At 68.0% G+C, this 17,602-nt stretch carries 17 protein-coding genes; 11 read left to right on the top strand and 6 right to left on the bottom strand.

The window, feature by feature from the left end; translation table 11 throughout:
- Positions 1-406: 406 nt before the first annotated feature.
- Together KHC28_RS05255 and KHC28_RS05260 are read right to left on the bottom strand one after the other, a co-directional pair.
- On the bottom strand, positions 407-610 hold the full coding sequence (locus tag KHC28_RS05255) for a DUF1737 domain-containing protein (RefSeq protein WP_214007451.1): 204 nt from the start codon (positions 608-610) through the stop codon (positions 407-409).
- A gap of 63 nt (positions 611-673) precedes the next feature.
- Positions 674-1,573 (bottom strand): HpcH/HpaI aldolase/citrate lyase family protein, encoded by a 900-nt coding sequence (locus KHC28_RS05260; RefSeq protein WP_214007296.1) that lies wholly within the window; start codon positions 1,571-1,573, stop codon positions 674-676.
- 141 nt (positions 1,574-1,714) lie between these two features.
- Between KHC28_RS05260 and KHC28_RS05265 the strand changes: the two genes are divergently transcribed.
- From KHC28_RS05265 to cysW, 9 genes are all read left to right on the top strand, one after another.
- Positions 1,715-2,902: an NAD(P)/FAD-dependent oxidoreductase gene (locus KHC28_RS05265; protein ID WP_214007297.1), complete on the top strand. Its 1,188-nt coding sequence runs from the start codon at positions 1,715-1,717 to the stop codon at positions 2,900-2,902.
- On the top strand, positions 2,899-3,678 hold the full coding sequence (locus tag KHC28_RS05270) for a DUF429 domain-containing protein (protein WP_214007298.1): 780 nt from the start codon (positions 2,899-2,901) through the stop codon (positions 3,676-3,678). Before KHC28_RS05265 ends, KHC28_RS05270 begins: the two co-directional genes overlap by 4 nt.
- 129 nt (positions 3,679-3,807) lie before the next feature.
- The gene (locus KHC28_RS05275) at positions 3,808-4,149 is read left to right on the top strand and encodes a DUF2849 domain-containing protein (RefSeq protein ID WP_214007299.1); all 342 of its coding nucleotides are present in this window, start codon (positions 3,808-3,810) and stop codon (positions 4,147-4,149) included.
- 40 nt (positions 4,150-4,189) lie between these two features.
- Positions 4,190-5,845 (top strand): nitrite/sulfite reductase, encoded by a 1,656-nt coding sequence (locus KHC28_RS05280; protein ID WP_214007300.1) that lies wholly within the window; start codon positions 4,190-4,192, stop codon positions 5,843-5,845.
- Positions 5,832-6,377: a DUF934 domain-containing protein gene (locus tag KHC28_RS05285; protein ID WP_214007301.1), complete on the top strand. Its 546-nt coding sequence runs from the start codon at positions 5,832-5,834 to the stop codon at positions 6,375-6,377. The genes KHC28_RS05280 and KHC28_RS05285 overlap by 14 nt, the downstream gene beginning before the upstream one ends.
- Entirely contained in the window at positions 6,374-7,108 is a 735-nt protein-coding gene (locus KHC28_RS05290) for a phosphoadenylyl-sulfate reductase (protein ID WP_214007302.1), read from the top strand. Before KHC28_RS05285 ends, KHC28_RS05290 begins: the two co-directional genes overlap by 4 nt.
- 208 nt (positions 7,109-7,316) lie before the next feature.
- A complete protein-coding gene (locus KHC28_RS05295) occupies positions 7,317-8,336 on the top strand; it encodes a sulfate ABC transporter substrate-binding protein (RefSeq protein ID WP_214007303.1) in 1,020 nt (339 codons plus the stop codon).
- 112 nt (positions 8,337-8,448) lie between these two features.
- On the top strand, positions 8,449-9,312 hold the full coding sequence (cysT, locus tag KHC28_RS05300; RefSeq protein ID WP_214007452.1) for a sulfate ABC transporter permease subunit CysT: 864 nt from the start codon (positions 8,449-8,451) through the stop codon (positions 9,310-9,312).
- Positions 9,309-10,145, top strand: a complete 837-nt coding sequence (gene cysW, locus KHC28_RS05305; protein ID WP_214007304.1) for a sulfate ABC transporter permease subunit CysW — start codon at positions 9,309-9,311, stop codon at positions 10,143-10,145. Before cysT ends, cysW begins: the two co-directional genes overlap by 4 nt.
- A gap of 36 nt (positions 10,146-10,181) precedes the next feature.
- Here the strand turns inward: cysW and KHC28_RS05310 are convergent, their stop codons facing one another.
- Both KHC28_RS05310 and hisE read right to left on the bottom strand, forming a co-directional pair.
- Positions 10,182-10,763, bottom strand: a complete 582-nt coding sequence (locus KHC28_RS05310) for a YqaA family protein (RefSeq protein WP_214007305.1) — start codon at positions 10,761-10,763, stop codon at positions 10,182-10,184.
- Positions 10,764-10,817: 54 nt separating this feature from the next.
- Positions 10,818-11,384, bottom strand: coding sequence for a phosphoribosyl-ATP diphosphatase (hisE, locus tag KHC28_RS05315; RefSeq protein WP_376772612.1), 567 nt, complete (start codon positions 11,382-11,384; stop codon positions 10,818-10,820).
- Between the two features lie 156 nt (positions 11,385-11,540).
- Here hisE and KHC28_RS05320 point away from each other — a divergent pair, with 156 nt between their 5' ends.
- Entirely contained in the window at positions 11,541-13,010 is a 1,470-nt protein-coding gene (locus KHC28_RS05320) for a D-alanyl-D-alanine carboxypeptidase family protein (RefSeq protein WP_312893097.1), read from the top strand.
- Between the two features lie 13 nt (positions 13,011-13,023).
- Complete coding sequence (locus KHC28_RS05325; RefSeq protein ID WP_214007307.1) at positions 13,024-14,154, top strand: CobW family GTP-binding protein; 1,131 nt, start codon at positions 13,024-13,026, stop codon at positions 14,152-14,154.
- Positions 14,155-14,285: 131 nt separating this feature from the next.
- Here the strand turns inward: KHC28_RS05325 and KHC28_RS05330 are convergent, their stop codons facing one another.
- Both KHC28_RS05330 and KHC28_RS05335 read right to left on the bottom strand, forming a co-directional pair.
- Positions 14,286-14,942 carry a CAP domain-containing protein gene (locus tag KHC28_RS05330; protein WP_214007308.1) on the bottom strand — a complete coding sequence of 219 codons (657 nt, stop codon included), beginning with the start codon at positions 14,940-14,942 and terminating at the stop codon, positions 14,286-14,288.
- A gap of 177 nt (positions 14,943-15,119) precedes the next feature.
- Positions 15,120-17,591 (bottom strand): DUF3772 domain-containing protein, encoded by a 2,472-nt coding sequence (locus tag KHC28_RS05335; protein WP_214007309.1) that lies wholly within the window; start codon positions 17,589-17,591, stop codon positions 15,120-15,122.
- Positions 17,592-17,602: the final 11 nt, after the last annotated feature.

The raw sequence follows: 17,602 nt of genomic DNA on the forward strand, positions 1-17,602 counted from the left end.
CACCGGCCCGACTTGATCGTCGGCGGGAGCGGCTCTATATTCGCTGGCCTTTCGGCCGTCAAGTCCGACTTCAAGTTATCCACTCGAACCCGAACCCCTCAACCTAAGGGCTCGCACCCTTAGGCCGTCGACAGTTTTCCCTCCGGCGACTGCCGGTCCGAAGACCTCGTCTCTGTCGGGATCAACCAGAGGAGCGTCAGCACCGCGTCAGCGGCGCGCCCCGTCGATGAACGGGGTTATAGGGGGAGCCCCTCAGGGTGTCAACAGCCTCGTTTTCAGAAAAATGACGGGCCGGCGACAAAACGGCTTCGACGGCCCCGCTCGGGAAGAAAGGCTGACCTTTCAGTGAGTTAGCCTCGCTGACCTATCCACAGCCCTGTGGATAGCTTGAAAAACGGCCGCAAACTCAATGATCGGAGAGCACGACGTCGTCGGACCACTCGCCCGCGACTTCCTTCACGATCGCCTGGCCGCAAATGACCCGGCCCTTTACCGGGTCGAAGGTCAGCGTCGGGTTGCCGGAAAGCTGCCAGCCCTTGTTCAGCGCCGCCGATACCCGCTTGCAGAACGACACGTCGTCCGGGCCGGTGAGGTAGCGGTAGAGCTTCATGGTGGAGGTCGTTCCGGTCGTGGCGGTCTCGGTGGTCATCGGTCTCATCCTGTCTCGAAAATCTCAATGGCGCGCGGCGATCGCCTCGGCGAGCGCCACTGTCTTGCGGGCGATGTCGGCATGCATGCGTTCATACATGCGCCCGTCGATCTGGATCACGCCCTTGTCGGCATGCTCCGGCAGGTCGAAGGCCGCGATCAGCGCCCGCGCCGCCGCCACCTCGTGCGTCGGCGGGGTGAAGGCGGCGTTGCAGGGCTCGAGCTGCGTCGGATGGATCAGCGTCTTGCCGTCGAAACCCATTTCGGCCGCCTCCGTGCATTCGCGCGAGAAGCCGTCGAGATCGCGGAAGTCGTTCCACACGCCATCCAGCACCTCGATCCGCGCCGCCCGCGCCGCCAGCACGCAGAGCGACAGCCAGGCCTGCATCGGCGCCCGCCCGGGCACGATGCGCGCGCCGGTCTCCTTGGAGAGGTCGTTGGTGCCGAGCGCCAGCACGGCGAGCCGCGTTACCGGATCACGCGCGGCGGCAGCGATCGCCGCCACGTCCAGCACCGCCTGCGGCGTCTCGATCATCGCCCAGACCCGCAGCGAGCCCGGCGCGCCGAGTTCGTCGAGCCGGGTGCCGATCGCCCGCAGCGTCTCGGCGCTGGCGATCTTCGGGATCAGCACGGCGTCGGGACCGGCGCCGGCGGCGGCCGCCGCGGCGAAGCAGGCGAGATCCGCCTCGAACCACGGCGTATCGAAGCCGTTCACCCGCACCACCACCTCGCGCAGGCCATAGCCGCCCGCGGCGAGAGCCTCCGCCACCTGCTGGCGCGCCGCCGCTTTGGCATCCGGCGCCACCGCGTCCTCCAGATCGATGATGAGGCCGTCAGCAGGCAGGCTGCGCGCCTTTTCCAGCGCGCGGGCATTGGCGCCGGGCATATAGAGCACGCTGCGGCGGGGACGGACGGAAGTGGACATGATTCGCTCGGCTAATTGGCAAGATCGGGAAAGCAGCCTATCCGGGCAGATGGCGGCGCACCAACCCCCGCCGGCCAGCGGCTCCGCAGTTTTCGTGCGCGACAGCGACCCACCACGCAACGCTTTATCGGATCGAAGGACATGAGCGCAGCTATCGGAGCGGACGAGCATTACGACGTCGTCATCGTCGGGGGCGCCATCATGGGCGCGATGGCCGCCTATTTCCTCACCCTCGATCCGGCCTTCACCGGCACGGTGGCGGTGATCGAGCGCGACCCGAGCTTTGCGCAGTCCTCGACCACCCTGTCGGCCGCCTCGATCCGCCAGCAGTTCTCCATCGCCGAGAACATCCGCATGTCGCAATTCGGGCTCGACTTCCTGCGCACCATCAAGGAACGCTGCGATCCCGAGACCGAAGTCTCCCTCTATGAAGGCGGCTACCTCATCCTCGCCACCGAGAAGGGACTGCCCGTCCTTGAGGCCAATCACCGGGTGCAGAAGGCGGAAGGCGCCGATATCGACCTGCTCGATCCGGCCGAGCTCACTGCCACCTTTCCCTGGCTGAATGTCGAGGGCCTGGTCGCCGGCGCCTATGGCCGCTCCGGCGAAGGCTGGTTCGATGCCCACGCCTTCCTCGCCGGCGCCCGCCGCGCCGCCAAGCGGCAGGGCGCGCAGCTGATCACCGGCGAGGTGGTGAGCATCGAGCGCACCGGCGAACGCATCGCCGGCGTCACGCTCGCCGACGGGCGGCGTATCGCCTGCGGCAGCCTCGTCAACGCCGCCGGCCCGCGCGCCGGGCGCCTCGCCGGCCTCGCCGGCATCGCGCTGCCGGTCGAGGGTCGCAAGCGCTGCATCTTCGTCCTGCACTGCCGTACCGAACTGCCGCGCCTGCCGCTGCTGGTCGATCCGACCGGCTTCTGGATCCGTCCGGAAGGCGCCTACCAGATCTGCGGCGCGCCGGATCCGGTAGAGGATCGCGATCCGGGCGAGGATTTCGAGGTCGACTGGCCGCTGTTCGAGGAGACCACCTGGCCCAACCTCGCCACCCGCATCCCGGCGATGGAAGAGGTGAAGCTGGTGCGCGCCTGGGCCGGGCATTACGAGATGAATCTGCTCGACCACAATGCGGTGATCGGCCCGCACCCGGAGGTCGCCAATTTCTATTTCATGAACGGCTTCTCCGGCCACGGTCTGCAGCAGGCGCCGGCCGCCGGGCGCGCCATCGCCGAATGGATCGCGCACGGGAGGTCGATCTCGCTCGACCTCGACGTGTTCGGCTATGAGCGCATCCTCGCCAACCGCCCGCATGCCGAGCTGAACATCATATGAGCGCGGTCCGGCTGGCGGGCGTCGATGGCTGCCCCCGCTTGCCGGACGGTTCCGGCGGGTGGATCGCGGTGATCGTCGAGCCCGGCGGCGCCATGTCGGCCGAGCGGATCGGCGATCTCGCGGCGCTGCTCGACCGGCCGGACCCACCGCAGGTCGTCGCCATCGACATGCCGATCGGCCTGCCGGAGCGCGTCGGTCCCGGCGGCCGGGCGCCGGAGCGGCTGGTGCGTCCCAAGCTCGGCGGGCGGCAATCGAGCGTGTTTTCCATGCCCTCGCGGGCGACGGTCTATGCCGCGCTCGACGACAGCATTCCGGAAGACCAGCGTTATCGGCATGCCTGCACTGTCGCCCGCGCAACCTCCGAGCCGCCCCGCGCGGTGTCGAAACAGGCCTTCCACATCTTCCGTAAGATCGCCGAGATCGACCGGCTGCTGCGGGGGCGGCCGGAACTCGCCGGCCGGCTCCACGAATGCCACCCGGAGGTCAGCTTCTGGGCGATGAACGGCGAGACGGCGCTCGACCTGCCCAAGAAGGTGAAGAACGCCCCGCATCGGCCGGGGCTGGCGCTGCGCCGTCGGCTCCTTGCGGCGCAAGGCTTCGACGAGGCCCTCACCTCTACGCTGCGCGCCCGCGAGCTCAAGGTCGGCGAGGACGACCTCATCGACGCCTGCGCCGCCGCCTGGACGGCGGCCCGGATCGCGCGCGGCGACGCCATCGGCTTTCCGGCCATTCCCGAGCGTGACGGCGAAGGCCTGCCGATCCATATACAGGCGTGATTGCCGCCTAACAGTCTACAAATCTTATCAAATACCATATCACACAGAAATTTTGTGCATTTATCTAATTTGCACAAACGATTTCGTGTTATATATTTGGAACGACTAAAACACAGGGATTTGCCGGAAATGGCCGCGCCGCAACAACAGAAACTGAAGGTCAACGGCCCGGTCGCCGTCACCGCCAACCGTCTGTCGGACGGCGCGGTGGTCTGGCGCACCGCCGAGGGCAACTGGTCGACCGCGCTGGCCGATGCCGCCGTCGTCACCACCGCGCCGGAGGCCATCGCCCTGCTGGAAGGCGCCCACAAGCGCGACACCGACGCGGTCGGAGCCTATGTCGCTCCCGTCGTTTTCGGCGAGGACGGCAGCAAGCTGCCCGGCAATCTGCGCGAGCGCATCCGCGTCAACGGCGTCACCTTCACGCTGCCGGGCTCTGCTACGCCCGCCTCCACCCTTCCCGCGGCCTGAACGCCGTTCCTTCGAGCCGCGACTGCAGAAGACACCGATCATGTACGTCTATGACGAATTCGACCGCGCCTTCCTCGCCGAACGGGTCGCCGATTTCCGCGACCAGGTGGAGCGGCGCCTGTCGGGTGCCCTCTCCGAGGACGAGTTCAAGCCGCTGCGGCTGATGAACGGCGTCTATCTGCAGCTGCACGCCTATATGCTGCGCATCGCCATCCCCTATGGCACGCTGTCCTCGGACCAGCTGCGCCGCATGGCGCATGTCGCGCGCGTCTATGATCGCGGCTATGGCCACTTCACCACCCGCCAGAACATCCAGTTCAACTGGATCAAGCTGGAAGACCTGCCGCAGGCGATGGCCGATCTCGCCGAGGTCGGCGTGCACGGCATCCAGACCTCGGGCAACTGCATCCGCAACGTGACCACAGACCAGTGGGCCGGCGCCACGCCCGAGGAATTCGACGACCCGCGCATCTGGGCGGAGATCCTGCGCCAGTACTCGACCTTCCACCCCGAGTTCACCTACCTGCCGCGCAAGTTCAAGATCGCCATCACCGCCGCACCGAAGGATCGCGCCGCCACCAAGGTGCACGATGTCGGCCTGCGCCTGCATCGCAACGAGGAAGGCGAGCTCGGCTTCGAGGTGCTGGTCGGCGGCGGTCTCGGCCGCACGCCCTTCGTCGGCAAGTCGATCCGCCCGTTCCTGCCGGTGCGGCACGTGCTGAGCTACATCGAAGCAATCATGCGCGTGTACAATCAGTTCGGGCGGCGCGACAACATCTACAAGGCGCGCATCAAGATCCTGGTGCACGAGATCGGCGCCGAGGCCTTCGCCGAGGCGGTCGAGGCCGAGTGGGCGAACATCCGCGACGGCGCGCTGAAGCTCACCGACGAGATCATCGACGACATCCGCGCCCGCTTCCTCTATCCGGATTTCGCCGCGCTGGAGGCTGAGCCCGCCGAGCTGAAGGCGGCGCTGGAAGATCCACGCTTCGCCACCTGGTACCGCAACTCGGTGCACAAGCATAAGGTGCCGGGTTATTCCATCGTCACCATCTCGCTGAAGCCCGTGGGGGCGCCTCCCGGCGACGCCACCGCCGACCAGATGGACGTGGTCGCCGACCTCGCCGATGCCTATGCCTTCCACGAGATCCGCGTCGGCCACGAGCAGAACCTCTGCCTGCCGAACGTGGCGACGAAGGACCTGCCGGAGCTGTGGCGCCAGCTCGACGCCGCCGAACTGGCGACGCCGAACGTCAACCACATCAGCGACATCATCGCCTGCCCCGGCCTCGATTATTGCGCGCTGGCCAATGCCCGCGCCATTCCGGTGGCGCAGGAGATCTCCAAGCGCTTCGCCGATCTCGACCGCTCGCGCGGCATCGGCCGACTGCACGTCAACATTTCCGGCTGCATCAATGCCTGCGGCCATCACCATGTCGGCCATATCGGCATTCTCGGCGTCGAGAAGAACGGCCAGGAATTCTATCAGATCACCCTCGGCGGCCGCGCCGACGAGCATGCCCAGCTGGGCACGCTGCTCGGGCCGGCGGTTTCCTACGATCAGGTGCCGGGCCTGATCGAGGACATCGTCGACGCCTATCTCGAACTGCGCTCCTCGCCGAAGGAGCTGTTCATCGACACCGTTCATCGCCTCGGCGTCGAACCCTTCAAGGAGCGCGTCTATGCCACTCATTGAGAACGGCAAGCTGGTCGAGGACCGCTTCACCCGCGTCGCCGACGAGGATGAAACCCTCCCCGCCTCCACCCCGCTGCTGCTGTCCCTCGACCGCTTCCTCAAGGAAGAGGAGGCGCTGAAGAGTGCCAATGTCGAGGTCGGCATCATCTGGCCGAACAACAAGCCGATCGCCGAGATCGCACCCTACCTGCCGCGGCTCGCGCTGGTGGCGCTCAACTTCCCGACCTTCCGCGACGGGCGCGCCTACAGCCAGGCCCGCCTGCTGCGCGAGCGGCTCGGCTGGAAGGGACCGCTGCGCGCCATCGGCGGTGTGCTGCGCGACCAGTTCCTCATCATGGCGCGCTCCGGCTTCGACCAGATCGTGCCGGTCAAGCCGGCCGACGCGCAGGCCTTCGACGAGGCCATGCACAGCTACACCGTGTTCTACCAGCCGACCGGCGACGGGCGCAAAAGCCTGTTGCGCGCCCGGCTCGGCCGCTCGGCGACCCGCGCGGACGACAACGGGTCGAAGGACCGGGGGGCGGCCGCATGACCTCCACCCTGCTGCCTGAAACCCTCGCCGGCACCACTCCGCTCGACGCGGTGGAGGAGATCGCCCGCACCCTCGAAGGCCGCTCGCCGACCGAGATCATCGCCGCCGCCCAGACCATCGTCGGGCGCGACCGGCTGTGCCTGGTCTCCTCCTTCGGCACGGAATCGGCGGTGCTGCTCGCCTTCGCCGCCGAGGTGGACCCCTCGATCCCGGTGGTGTTCCTGGACACCGGCTGGCTGTTCGAGGAGACCCTCGCCTATCGCGACACGCTCACGGCCCAGCTCGGCCTCACCGATGTCCGCTCCATCCATCCGGATGCCGAGCGGCTGGCGGCGCTCGATGCCGGCAACGACCTCTGGTATTCCGACCCGGACGCCTGCTGCCGCATCCGCAAGGTCGAGCCGCTGGCCCGCGCGCTGTCGGGCTTCGACGCCTGGCTGAACGGGCGCAAGCGCTACCAGGCCTCCACCCGCGCCGCCATTGCGGTGGCCGAGCGCGACGGCGAGCGGCTGAAGTTCAACCCGCTCGCCAGCCTGGAGCGGGCGGAGGTGGAAGCCGCCCACAAGCGCTTCGCCCTGCCGCCGCACCCGATGGAGGCCAAGGGCTTCCCCTCGGTCGGCTGCCTGCCCTGCACCAGCCGCGTCGCCCCGGGCGAGGATGCCCGCGCCGGCCGTTGGCGCGGCAAGGCCAAGACCGAGTGCGGAATTCACACGCTGATCTCGGCGCACTGACGTTACGCCGCAGCTCGCCTCGCGATCGCCAACCCATTGAGGTTGCAGGCGAATGCGGGGCGACGCGCTGGAAATCACACCTATTGGACGTTATTTTATCTAATTTTCTATATACTCTGTATTTTTATAGTTGACCCCATGGGACAGCTGTGGAACTCTGAGCTCGATGGTTTTCCGCGGCGCCGGGCGCCGCGACGGAGAGATCGACATGTTCTTCAATTTCAAGTCTCTGGCCGTGGCCGGCCTTGCCGCCGCGCTCATCGCCCCGCTCGCCGCGCCGGCGCCGGTGCGCGCCGCCGACGCCACCCTGCTCAACGTGTCCTATGACCCGACCCGCGAGCTCTACCAGCAGTTCAACAAGCTGTTCGCCGAGACCTACAAGGCCGAGACCGGCAAGACCGTCGAGCTCAAGACCTCGCATGGCGGCTCGGGCAAGCAGGCGCGCTCGGTGATCGACGGCCTCGAGGCCGACGTCGTCACCCTGGCGCTGGCCTATGACATCGACGCCATCGCCGACAAGGGCTACCTGGCCCAGGACTGGCAGAAGCGCCTGCCGGACAATTCCTCGCCCTACACCTCGACCATCGTGTTCCTGGTCCGCAAGGGCAACCCCAAGGGCATCAAGGACTGGGACGATCTGGTGAAGCCGGGCGTGCAGGTCATCACCCCCAACCCGAAGACCTCCGGCGGCGCCCGCTGGAACTATCTCGCCGGCTGGGCCTATGCGCTGAAGAAGTACGGCTCGGAAGACAAGGCGAAGGCCTATCTCGCGTCGCTGTTCAAGAACGTGCCGGTGCTCGACACCGGGGCGCGCGGCTCCACCGTCACCTTCACCGAGCGCGGCGTCGGCGACGTGCTGCTCGCCTGGGAGAACGAGGCGTTCCTGTCGAAGAAGGAATTCGGCGACGACAAGTTCGACATCGTCGTCCCCTCGCTCTCGATCCTCGCCGAGCCGCCGGTCGCGGTGGTCGACAAGGTGGTCGACCGCAAGGGCACCCGCGCCGTCGCCGAGGCCTATCTGAAGCTGCTCTACAGCAAGGAAGGCCAGAAGCTCGCCGCCGCGAATTTCTACCGCCCCCGCGATCCCGAGATCGCCAAGCAGTATGAGAACGTGTTCCCCAAGGTCTCGCTCGTCACCATCGACGACCCGATCTTCGGCGGCTGGCGCAAGGCGCAGAAGGCCCACTTCGACGATGGCGGCGTCTTCGACCAGATCTACTCCAACTGACTTCCCGAGGCCGGCGGACGCGCCGTGCTGAAACTGGGCGCCGGACCTTTCGCCAGGTCCGGCGCCGCTCTTATGATGGCGACCGCGGAACGCAGACATGGCCGAGACGACGATGAGCGCAGCGGAACTGGGCGAGACGGCTCCAACGCGCCGCAGCAACGGCGTGATCCCCGGTTTCGGCCTGACCATGGGCCTCACCCTGCTGTGGCTGTCGCTGATCGTGCTGATCCCGCTCGCCGGCCTGTTCTTCAAGACCGCCGAGCTGACGCCGGACCGCATCTGGACCATCCTCACCGCCGCCCGCACGCTGAACGCGCTGAAGATCTCCTTCGGCCTGTCGCTCATCGCCGCCGCGATCAACCTGGTGCTCGGCGCCGTCGTGGTGTGGGCGCTGGTGCGCTACGACTTCCCCGGCCGGCGGCTGCTCGACGCGCTCGTCGACATCCCCTTCGCGCTGCCGACCGCGGTGGCCGGCATTGCGCTGACCACGCTCTATGCCGAGAATGGCTGGATCGGCAGCCTGCTCGCCCCCTTCGGCATCAAGGTTTCCTTCACCCCGCTCGGCATCCTGGTGGCGCTGATCTTCATCGGCCTGCCCTTCGTGGTACGCACGGTTCAGCCGGTGCTGGAGGATTTCGACCATGAGCTGGAGGAGGCTGCCGCCACGCTCGGCGCCAGCCGCTGGACCACCATCCGCAAGGTGGTGCTGCCCACCGTACTGCCGGCCTTCCTCACCGGCTTCGCCCTCGCCTTCGCCCGCGCGGTCGGCGAATATGGCTCGGTGATCTTCATCGCCGGCAACCTGCCCAACGTGTCGGAGATCGCGCCGCTGCTGATCGTCATCCGGCTGGAAGAGTTCCGCTACGCCGACGCCACCACCATCGCCGCCACCATGCTGGTGGCCTCCTTTGCGCTGCTCTTCGTGATCAACGGCCTGCAGCGCTGGTCGCAGTCCCGTACCGGGAGGGCGTCATGAGCGACAAATCCGTGCGTTCCGAGCCCGCCGCCGTCAAATGGACGGTGGTCGTGGTGGCGACGCTGTTCATCGGCCTGTTCATCGTGCTGCCGCTGATCAACGTGTTCGCGCAGGCCTTCGTGAAGGGCTGGGAAGCCTATGCCAATGCCCTGGTCGAGCCCGACGCGCTCGCCGCCATCGAGCTGACCCTCATCGTCACCGCCATCGCGGTGGCCGCCAATACGGTGATGGGCCTTGTCATGGCCTGGGCGATCACGAAATTCTCCTTTCCCGGCAAGAGCTTCCTGATCACCCTGCTCGACCTGCCCTTCTCGGTGTCGCCGGTGGTAGCCGGCCTCGTCTTCGTGCTGATGTTCGGCGCACAGGGTTATTTCGGCCCGTGGCTGATCGACAATGGCTGGAAGATCATCTTCGCTTGGCCGGGCATCGCGCTCGCCACCATCTTCGTCACCTTCCCCTTCGTGGCGCGCGAGCTGATCCCGCTGATGCAGGAGCAGGGCACGACGGAGGAAGAAGCGGCGGTGACGCTCGGCGCCTCCGGCTGGCGGGTGTTCTCACGCGTCACCCTGCCCAATGTGAAATGGGCGCTGCTCTATGGCGTGCTGCTCTGCAACGCCCGCGCCATGGGCGAGTTCGGCGCGGTGTCGGTGGTCTCCGGCCATGTGCGCGGCGAGACCAACACCATCCCGCTGCAGGTCGAGATCCTCTACAACGAGTACCAGTTCCAGGCCTCCTTCGCGGTGGCCTCGCTGCTGGCCCTCCTCGCCGTGGTGACCCTGTTCGCCAAGACCGTGCTGGAGAGCCGCGTGCATGCCCGCAAGGGCGGGCACTGAGCGGCACTCCCTTGAGCGGCGGTCGCCCGTCCCGGCTCAGAACAGATAGGTCGCGATGATGAAGCCGCCGATGGTGACCACCGCGAAAAGGAAGGTCACCAGTCCCAGCCGCTCCTCGATGAAGGTGCGGGCCGAGGGGCCGATCCAGTAGAGCAGGCCGGCGACCAGGAAGAAGCGCGCGCCGCGGGTGATCACCGACAGCACGACGAACCAGAACAGGCTGTAATGGGCGAAGCCCGAGGTGATGGTCACCACCTTGTAGGGGATCGGCGTCACGCCCTTGATCAGGATGATCCAGTGGCCGTATTCGGCATAGGCCTTGGCGAAGGCGTCGACCTTCTCGCCATAGCCGTAGAGCTGGATCAGGAACAGGCCGACCGTCTCGTAGAGCAGCGCCCCGATCGCATAGCCGACGAGGCCGCCCAGCACCGAGGCGACGGTGCAGATGAGGGCGTAGCGCCACGCCCGATCCGGCCGGGCGATGCACATCGGCACCAGCATGAGGTCGGGCGGTACCGGAAAGAACGAGCTCTCCGCCGCCGACACGCCGGCGAGCGCCCAGCCGGCCGACGGACGTTCGGAAAGGTCGATCACCCATTGATAGAGGCGGCGCAGCATGGAGGCTCCAGGGGGAAGGAGGCCCGGCGGCGGGCCGGGTCGAGGGCGGATGCTTCAGCGGGATCCGCGACGCGAGCCCGTCGACGAGGCGAGGCGGGCGGCGCCAGCCGGAGCCGTCTCCGCCGCTGCGTCCACGACCGGCGCGGCGGCGAGCTCGGCGAAGAGATCGGCCGGCACCGCATAGCCGGAATGCGCGAGGCTGTCACCGTGCCGCAGGGGAGCGCCCGGCAGCGCGCCGGGACCCGGCACACCGGCCTTCTTTCCCGCCTTGGGCAGCTTCTCCGCCATGCCCAGCATCTTCTCGCGCCGGCGCATTTCCGCCCACACATCGTCGGGATCGATGCCGAGCTCGACCCATAGCACGACGAGATTGTAGAGAAGATCGGCGCTCTCGCGCACCGCGCCGTTCGCGTCGCCGACCACACCGTCCAGCGCCACCTCGACCGCTTCCTCCGCCACTTTCTTGGCGATGAAGGAGCGACCGCGCGCAAACAGCTTGGCGGTACGCGGCGAGGCCATCCGCCCCTTCCGCGCCGCACACACGGACTCGTGAAGGCGGCGGATCGAATCACTCATCCGCAAGAGCTTAGCGCGGTTTCCATGAAGTTTGCGTGGCAACATGCGGTCTTGCAGCGGTGCGGTCGCGGCCGGCCTTCCGCCCGGAAACACGCGTCATTTTCCGGTTTCCGGCCCGACGCCTTTTGATCCCGGACGGCGGACGCGGTATGGAAGGGAGATCGTCGAATATTCGCTTCCAGCAAGAACGGATCGCGTCGCGTGCTGAACCCCTCCTCCCGCCGCACCCGTAACCGCGCCATCATTCTCGCGCTTGCCGGCGCGCTCGCCGCTCTCATGCCCCTGGCCGGCTCCACCGCGGCGCGCGCCACGCCCTCGCTGGTGGTCGATATGGACAGCGGCAAGGTGCTGCTGGCCGAGGACGCCACCAAGCCCTGGTACCCCGCCTCGATCACCAAGCTGATGACCGCCTATGTCACCTTCCGCGCCATGAAGGCCGGGCGGCTGACCGAGAACACGCTGATCACCGTCTCGCCGCTGGCCGCCTCGCAGGCGCCCTCGAAGATGGGCTTCGTGCCGGGCACCAAGCTCACCGTCGACAACGCGCTGAAGATGATGCTCGTCAAGTCGGCCAACGACATGGCCTATGTCCTCGCCGAGGGCGTCAGCGGCTCGCTGCCGGCCTTCGTCGACGAGATGAACGAGGCGGCGCGCGACCTCGGCATGACCGGCTCGCATTTCGCCAATCCGAACGGGCTGCCCGATCCCAACAACGTCACCACCGCCCGCGACCTCGCCGTGCTGGTGCGCGCCATCGCGCTCGAATATCCCGAGCACGAGCAGCTGTTCCGCATCCCGGCGATGAAGGTCGGCAACAATGTCATCCGCAGCTACAACAAGCTGATCGACCGCTATCCCGGTGCCGACGGCATGAAGACCGGCTTCATCTGCGCCTCCGGCTTCAACCTCGTCGCCACCGCGCATCGCGGCGACAAACGGCTGATCGCCATCGTGCTCGGCACCAATTCCGGCAAGGAGCGCACCGAACAGGCCGCCCTGTTGCTGGAGCGCGGCTTCAACCAGTCCTGGCAGATCTTCGGCGCCGTCGCGCCGACGGTGGATTCGCTGCGCAACCAGGGCGGCGCGCCGACCGACATGCGCGCCCAGGTCTGCGGGGCCAAGCGCAAGACCGTCGCCTCGGAAGCCGATGACGACAGCGGCCCGGCGCCGGCCGGCTTCGCCGCCGCCGGCATGGTTTCGCTCGGCGCCAACGTGACCGGCGCCAGCCTGCTGCAGAACCTGCCGCCTTCCATGCCGCCGGTCGAAGTGTTCGTCGGCCCGACGCCCGATGCCGCGGCGCTCGCCGCCGCCTATCCGGCCCCGGCGCCGAAGAAGCCCGCCACCGGCAGCAAGAAGGTCACCGGCGCCAAGCAGGTCGCCATCCCCGTGACGCCGGCCAAGCCCGATTCGAAGTCGGGCTCGAAGACCGCCGCCAAGCCGAAGAGCACGCCGGAGACGACGGTGATGGCCGATCCGACCGGCGACACCGCCCCGGCGCCGAAGCCGGCAGCCAAACCCACGGCCCAGCCTGCCGCCAAACCCGCGCCCAAGCCGACGGCCTCGACCGCCAAGCCGAAACCGGCGGCCAAGCCCGCGGCCCAGACCGGCTCGCAGCCGACCATCATCGTCGCGCCGGTGCCGGCGCCCGGTGCTTCCACGGCGGCGCAATAGCGCCGACACGATCATGAACGACCCGACACGCCGGCCGCCGGAGCCGATTCCGGTCACCCTGCTCACCGGCTTTCTCGGCGCCGGCAAGACCACGCTGCTTAACCGCCTGCTGGCCGATCCCGGCCTGAAGGACACCGCCGTGCTCATCAACGAGTTCGGCGAGATCGGGCTCGATCATCTGCTGGTGCAGCATTTCGACGACGCCACCGTGCTGCTCGCATCAGGCTGCCTGTGCTGCACGGTGCGCGGCGACCTCGTCGAGGGGCTGGAGCACCTGCTGCGCCGCATGGACAATGGCGTCATCCCCCCCTTCCGGCGGGTGATGATCGAGACCACCGGCCTCGCCGACCCGGCGCCGATCCTGCACGTGCTGATGATGCACCCCTATCTGGTCATGCGCTTCCGCCTCGACGGGGTGGTGACGGTGATCGATGCGGTGAACGGGCTCGCGACGCTCGACGCCCATCCCGAAGCCGTCAAGCAGGCGGCGATCGCCGACCGGCTGATCCTCACCAAGACCGACCTCCTCGACACGCCGGAGCGGCAGGCCGGTTTCGCCGCCCTCAACGCCCGGCTCGACCGGCTCGCGCCCGGCGCCATCCGCCTCGACGCGGCGAAGGGCGAGGCGACGCCGGCGGCGCTGCTCGAGGCCGGCCTCTACGACCCGTCAAGCAAGATCCCCGATGTCGCGGGCTGGCTGCGCGACGAGGCGATCGAGGCGGCGGAAGCGGCGCAGCGCGGTCAATCCGCGCACGACGCCAACCGGCATGACGACCGCATCCGCGCCTTCACCGTCGCCACCGAGGCGGCGGTGCCGGCGGCGGCGCTCGACATGTTCCTGGAACTCGTCCGCGGCATGCATGGCGACAAGCTGCTGCGGCTCAAGGGCATCGTCGCGCTCGCCGAGGATCCCGCGCGCCCGGTGGTGCTGCACGGCGTGCAGCAAGTGCTGCATCCGCCGAGTCAGCTGCCCGACTGGCCGGACGACGACCGCCGCACGCGTCTGGTGATGATCGTGCGCGATGTCGAGCCGGCGGTGATCCGCCGGCTGTTCGACGCCTTCATGGGCCTGCCGGCGCCGGACCAGCCGGACGGCAAGGCCCTCACCGACAACCCGCTCGCCCCGGCGACGATGCGGCGCTAGAGCCTATTCCGCGAAAGCTGAAAGGCCTTCGCGACGAGAACATGCTCCAGCTCGTCGAATCTGGAGCCCTTTCTTATCGATCAGGTCATTCACCTGATTGGAAAGGGTCCCAGGCGCCGCCCACTGGCCGCCTATTGCCCCGGCAGCGTGACACCGCCGAAGGTGACGGTGGTGGTGCCCATGGCCGGCTGGGCGTTGGCGGGCTGGGCGCTCGCCGCGGGCGCTGCGGCGGCCTGCGCGGCGGCCTCCACCTTCGGATCCGGCTTGCCGAGCACCATCGCCCAGTAGACGCGGTAGCGGCTCCTCGGCACCGCGATGGCGGCTATGCCCATCTTGGTCATGCCCGGCGCCAGCATGTTCTTGTTGTGCGAGGGCGAATCCCGCCAGCCGGAAAACGCCTCGGCGAGCGTGTGATAGCCGGCGCCGACATTCTCCACGGCCGTCAGCCCGGTCCAGCCCGCCGATTTCAGCCGCTGCACGAAACCGCGCCCTCCGACGGAATGCGACAGCTCGTCCGCGGCTGCCATCGCCCTGGCCTGCTGCTCCGCCACCCGCATCAGCACCGGGTCGATGGCGACCGCCGACAGTCCTCGTCCGCGCCGATAGTCGCTCACCAGCGAGGCGGCCGCCTCCGGGTCGAGCTGCCCGCCCTTGGACAGGTCGGCATAGAAGGTCGGGTCGGTAGCCACCGGCGGCGGCGTGGCGCAGCCCGCGAGGAACAGCGGCAGCAGCAGCGCGCCAGCCGCCAGACGCGGGATCGCACGGCGCGAAATGGGGAAACCGGGCATGGAAGCCTCTCGGGGGCAGGAGGAGAAAAGCGCGAATCGGCAAGCGAGGCACGAATAGGCGGGCCGGAGCATGTGCCGCAAAGGTTGAAAGACCTTTGCGAAAGAACGCCCACGCCAAATGATTGAAAACGAATATCTTTCTTTCCAGCCGGGCGTGCCGCCCGGCCGTGCGGCGCCCTAGCCGTCCTCGCCGGCGGTGGGATCGGGCGCTTCCAGCGATCCGCCGCGATAGATGCTCCAGGGCGTGAACGGTATGCCGATGCGCGCCTGCTTCATGCGGTCGAGCACGGCGAAATGCAGGTCGCTCTTCACGGTCAGCGCGTAATCGACATTGGCGACCACGCAGCGCAGCTCGAATTGCAGGTAGCTATCGCCGAACTTGACGAGGAACACCCGCGGCGGCGGCGAGCGCAGCACCTGGGGATGGTCGCAGGCACAGCCGATCAACAGGTCGCGCACCTCCTCGGCGTCGGCGTCATAGGCGACGTTGATCTGCAGGATGATGCGCCCGGTGGTGTTGGCGTGGGTGTAGTTCTTCACGAGGCCGGTGATGAGATCGGAATTGGGGATCAGCACCGCGGCGCGGTCGAAGGTCTCGATCTCGGTGGCGCGCACCGAGATGCGGCGCACATAGCCCTCCTCGCCCTTCACCGAAATGGTGTCGCCGACGCGGATCGGCCGCTCGGCCAGCAGGATCAGTCCCGAGACGAAGTTCGACACGATCGATTGCAGGCCGAAACCGATACCGACCGAAAGCGCACCGGCGACCAGCGCGATGTTCTGCAGGTTGAGGCCGATCTGCCCCATCGCCATGGCGATCACCGCCAGCGAGATCACATAGCCGATGATGGTGGCGATGGAGTTCTGCAGGCCGGGGTCGAAGGCGGTACGCGGCAGGATCGACACCGAGACCCAGCGCTGGATGGCACGGGCGATCAGGATGCCGACGATCAGGAACAGCACGGCGTAGAGGATGTCGCCGATCGTCACCGTCGAGGTGCCGATGGTGAAGCCGAAGGTGATGCGGCTGACCACGTCGCGCAGATCGGCGGTGGAGGTCCCCCAGGTGCCGACCACGATGATGATGGCGAACACCACCACCACCACCTTGAGCACGCCCGCCACCAGCACGGCGATCAGTTCGAGGCTCGCCGGGCGCACACCGAGCGTGCGCGCCGCCATCTTGGCCTTGTGGCCCTGGGCGATGCCTTCGATGAAGAAGGCGTTGATCAGCGCCACCACCACATAGACGAACAACCCGAACACCACGGCGACCAGCGAGCGCGAGGCGAGGAAGCTGGCGAGGCTGACATAGCCAGCGAGCAGCGCGCCGAGGACGGCGAAGTTCAGCACCCAGAACGGGAAACGCGCCCATTGCAGCGCGGTGGCGGAGGCTGCGGCGAGCACGCTTTCCGGTTGCTCCCCCGCCGCCGGCGTGTCGCCGGCCGCATCGTCCGGATCGTCGGCGGCCAGCGCCCGTACCGTCGAGATGGCGATGACCGCGAGGCCGAGCGCCAGCAGCGCATTGTTGCTGACGGTGAGCGCCACCGGCGTCACCAGCGCCCGGTGCAGATTGCCGAGGAAGGCCACCAGGCCGAGCAGCCAGACGCCGCCGACGATATGCCGGTAGAGCAGGGTCGCGATCTGGTCGCTCACCGGCACCACCCGCCGCCAGGATTCGTCGGGCGCCAGCGCGGCGAGCAGCATGCCGCGCCCGGCGGCCACCACGATCACCGCCAGTATCACGCCCTGCATCACCTCGCTCACCCGCGCCGGCAGCACGTCGAAGGCGTCGAGCAGGGCAATCGCCGCGAAGGTGGCGAGAATGGCCGGCACGATGCCGACGAGGGCGGTCACGATCGAGGCGACGCAGGCCTTGAGGCGCGACAGCGGCTCCTCGCCGCGCTCGCGGTTCAGCCGGCGCAGCGGCCGGCCCAGCAGGCGGCGCAGCATCACCGCCAGCACGCCGATGCCGACGACGCCGAGCGCCAGCAGCAGCTGCCCCCACAGCGGCATGCGGCTCGCCGCATAGGCCTGCCAGTCGCTCAGAAGGTAGCGGATGCCACGCCCCTCCATCGCCATGGCGCTCAGCGAGGCCAGCCACAATTCGGGATTGAGGACGGAATAGGAGCGCGCCAGCAGCTGGTCGGTGAACAGGGCGCGGCGGCGGCTGGTGATGCGGTCGGACAGCTGATCGCCGCGGGTGTTAAGCAGCCGCACCTGTTTGGCCAGCCCTTCCACCTCGGCGGCCTGCGCGGTGAGATCGTCGCGCTGGGCGGTGACGGAGGCGTTTTCCGGCGGCGCGTCGGCCGCCGGCTTCGGCCCCAGCTCCTGGATGCGATGGTTGAGGTCGCTCAGCAGCGGCTCGAGCACCGCGATCGCCGCCGTCAGATCGGCGCGCACCGGGTCGAGCCGCCCGCGCAATTCGTCGAGATCCTGCGAGCGCAAGCCGTCGCGCCCGAGCCCGGCCTCCACGCTGTCGACCACCGCCCGCTGCCCTTCCAGGCGGTCATGCACGGTCTTGTTGTCGAGCGTCGCCTGGGCGAAGGCGCCGCCGGCCAGAGCGAGGACGAGCAGCAGCGTCGCCAGCGTGGCACGCAGGAAAATGCCTATCGCGGCATCAGGAGCAAGGCGATGGGAGATGACCATGAACCGGGCGC

Origin of the sequence: Ancylobacter sonchi (assembly GCF_018390695.1) — a bacterium.
Lineage (GTDB): Bacteria > Pseudomonadota > Alphaproteobacteria > Rhizobiales > Xanthobacteraceae > Ancylobacter > Ancylobacter sonchi.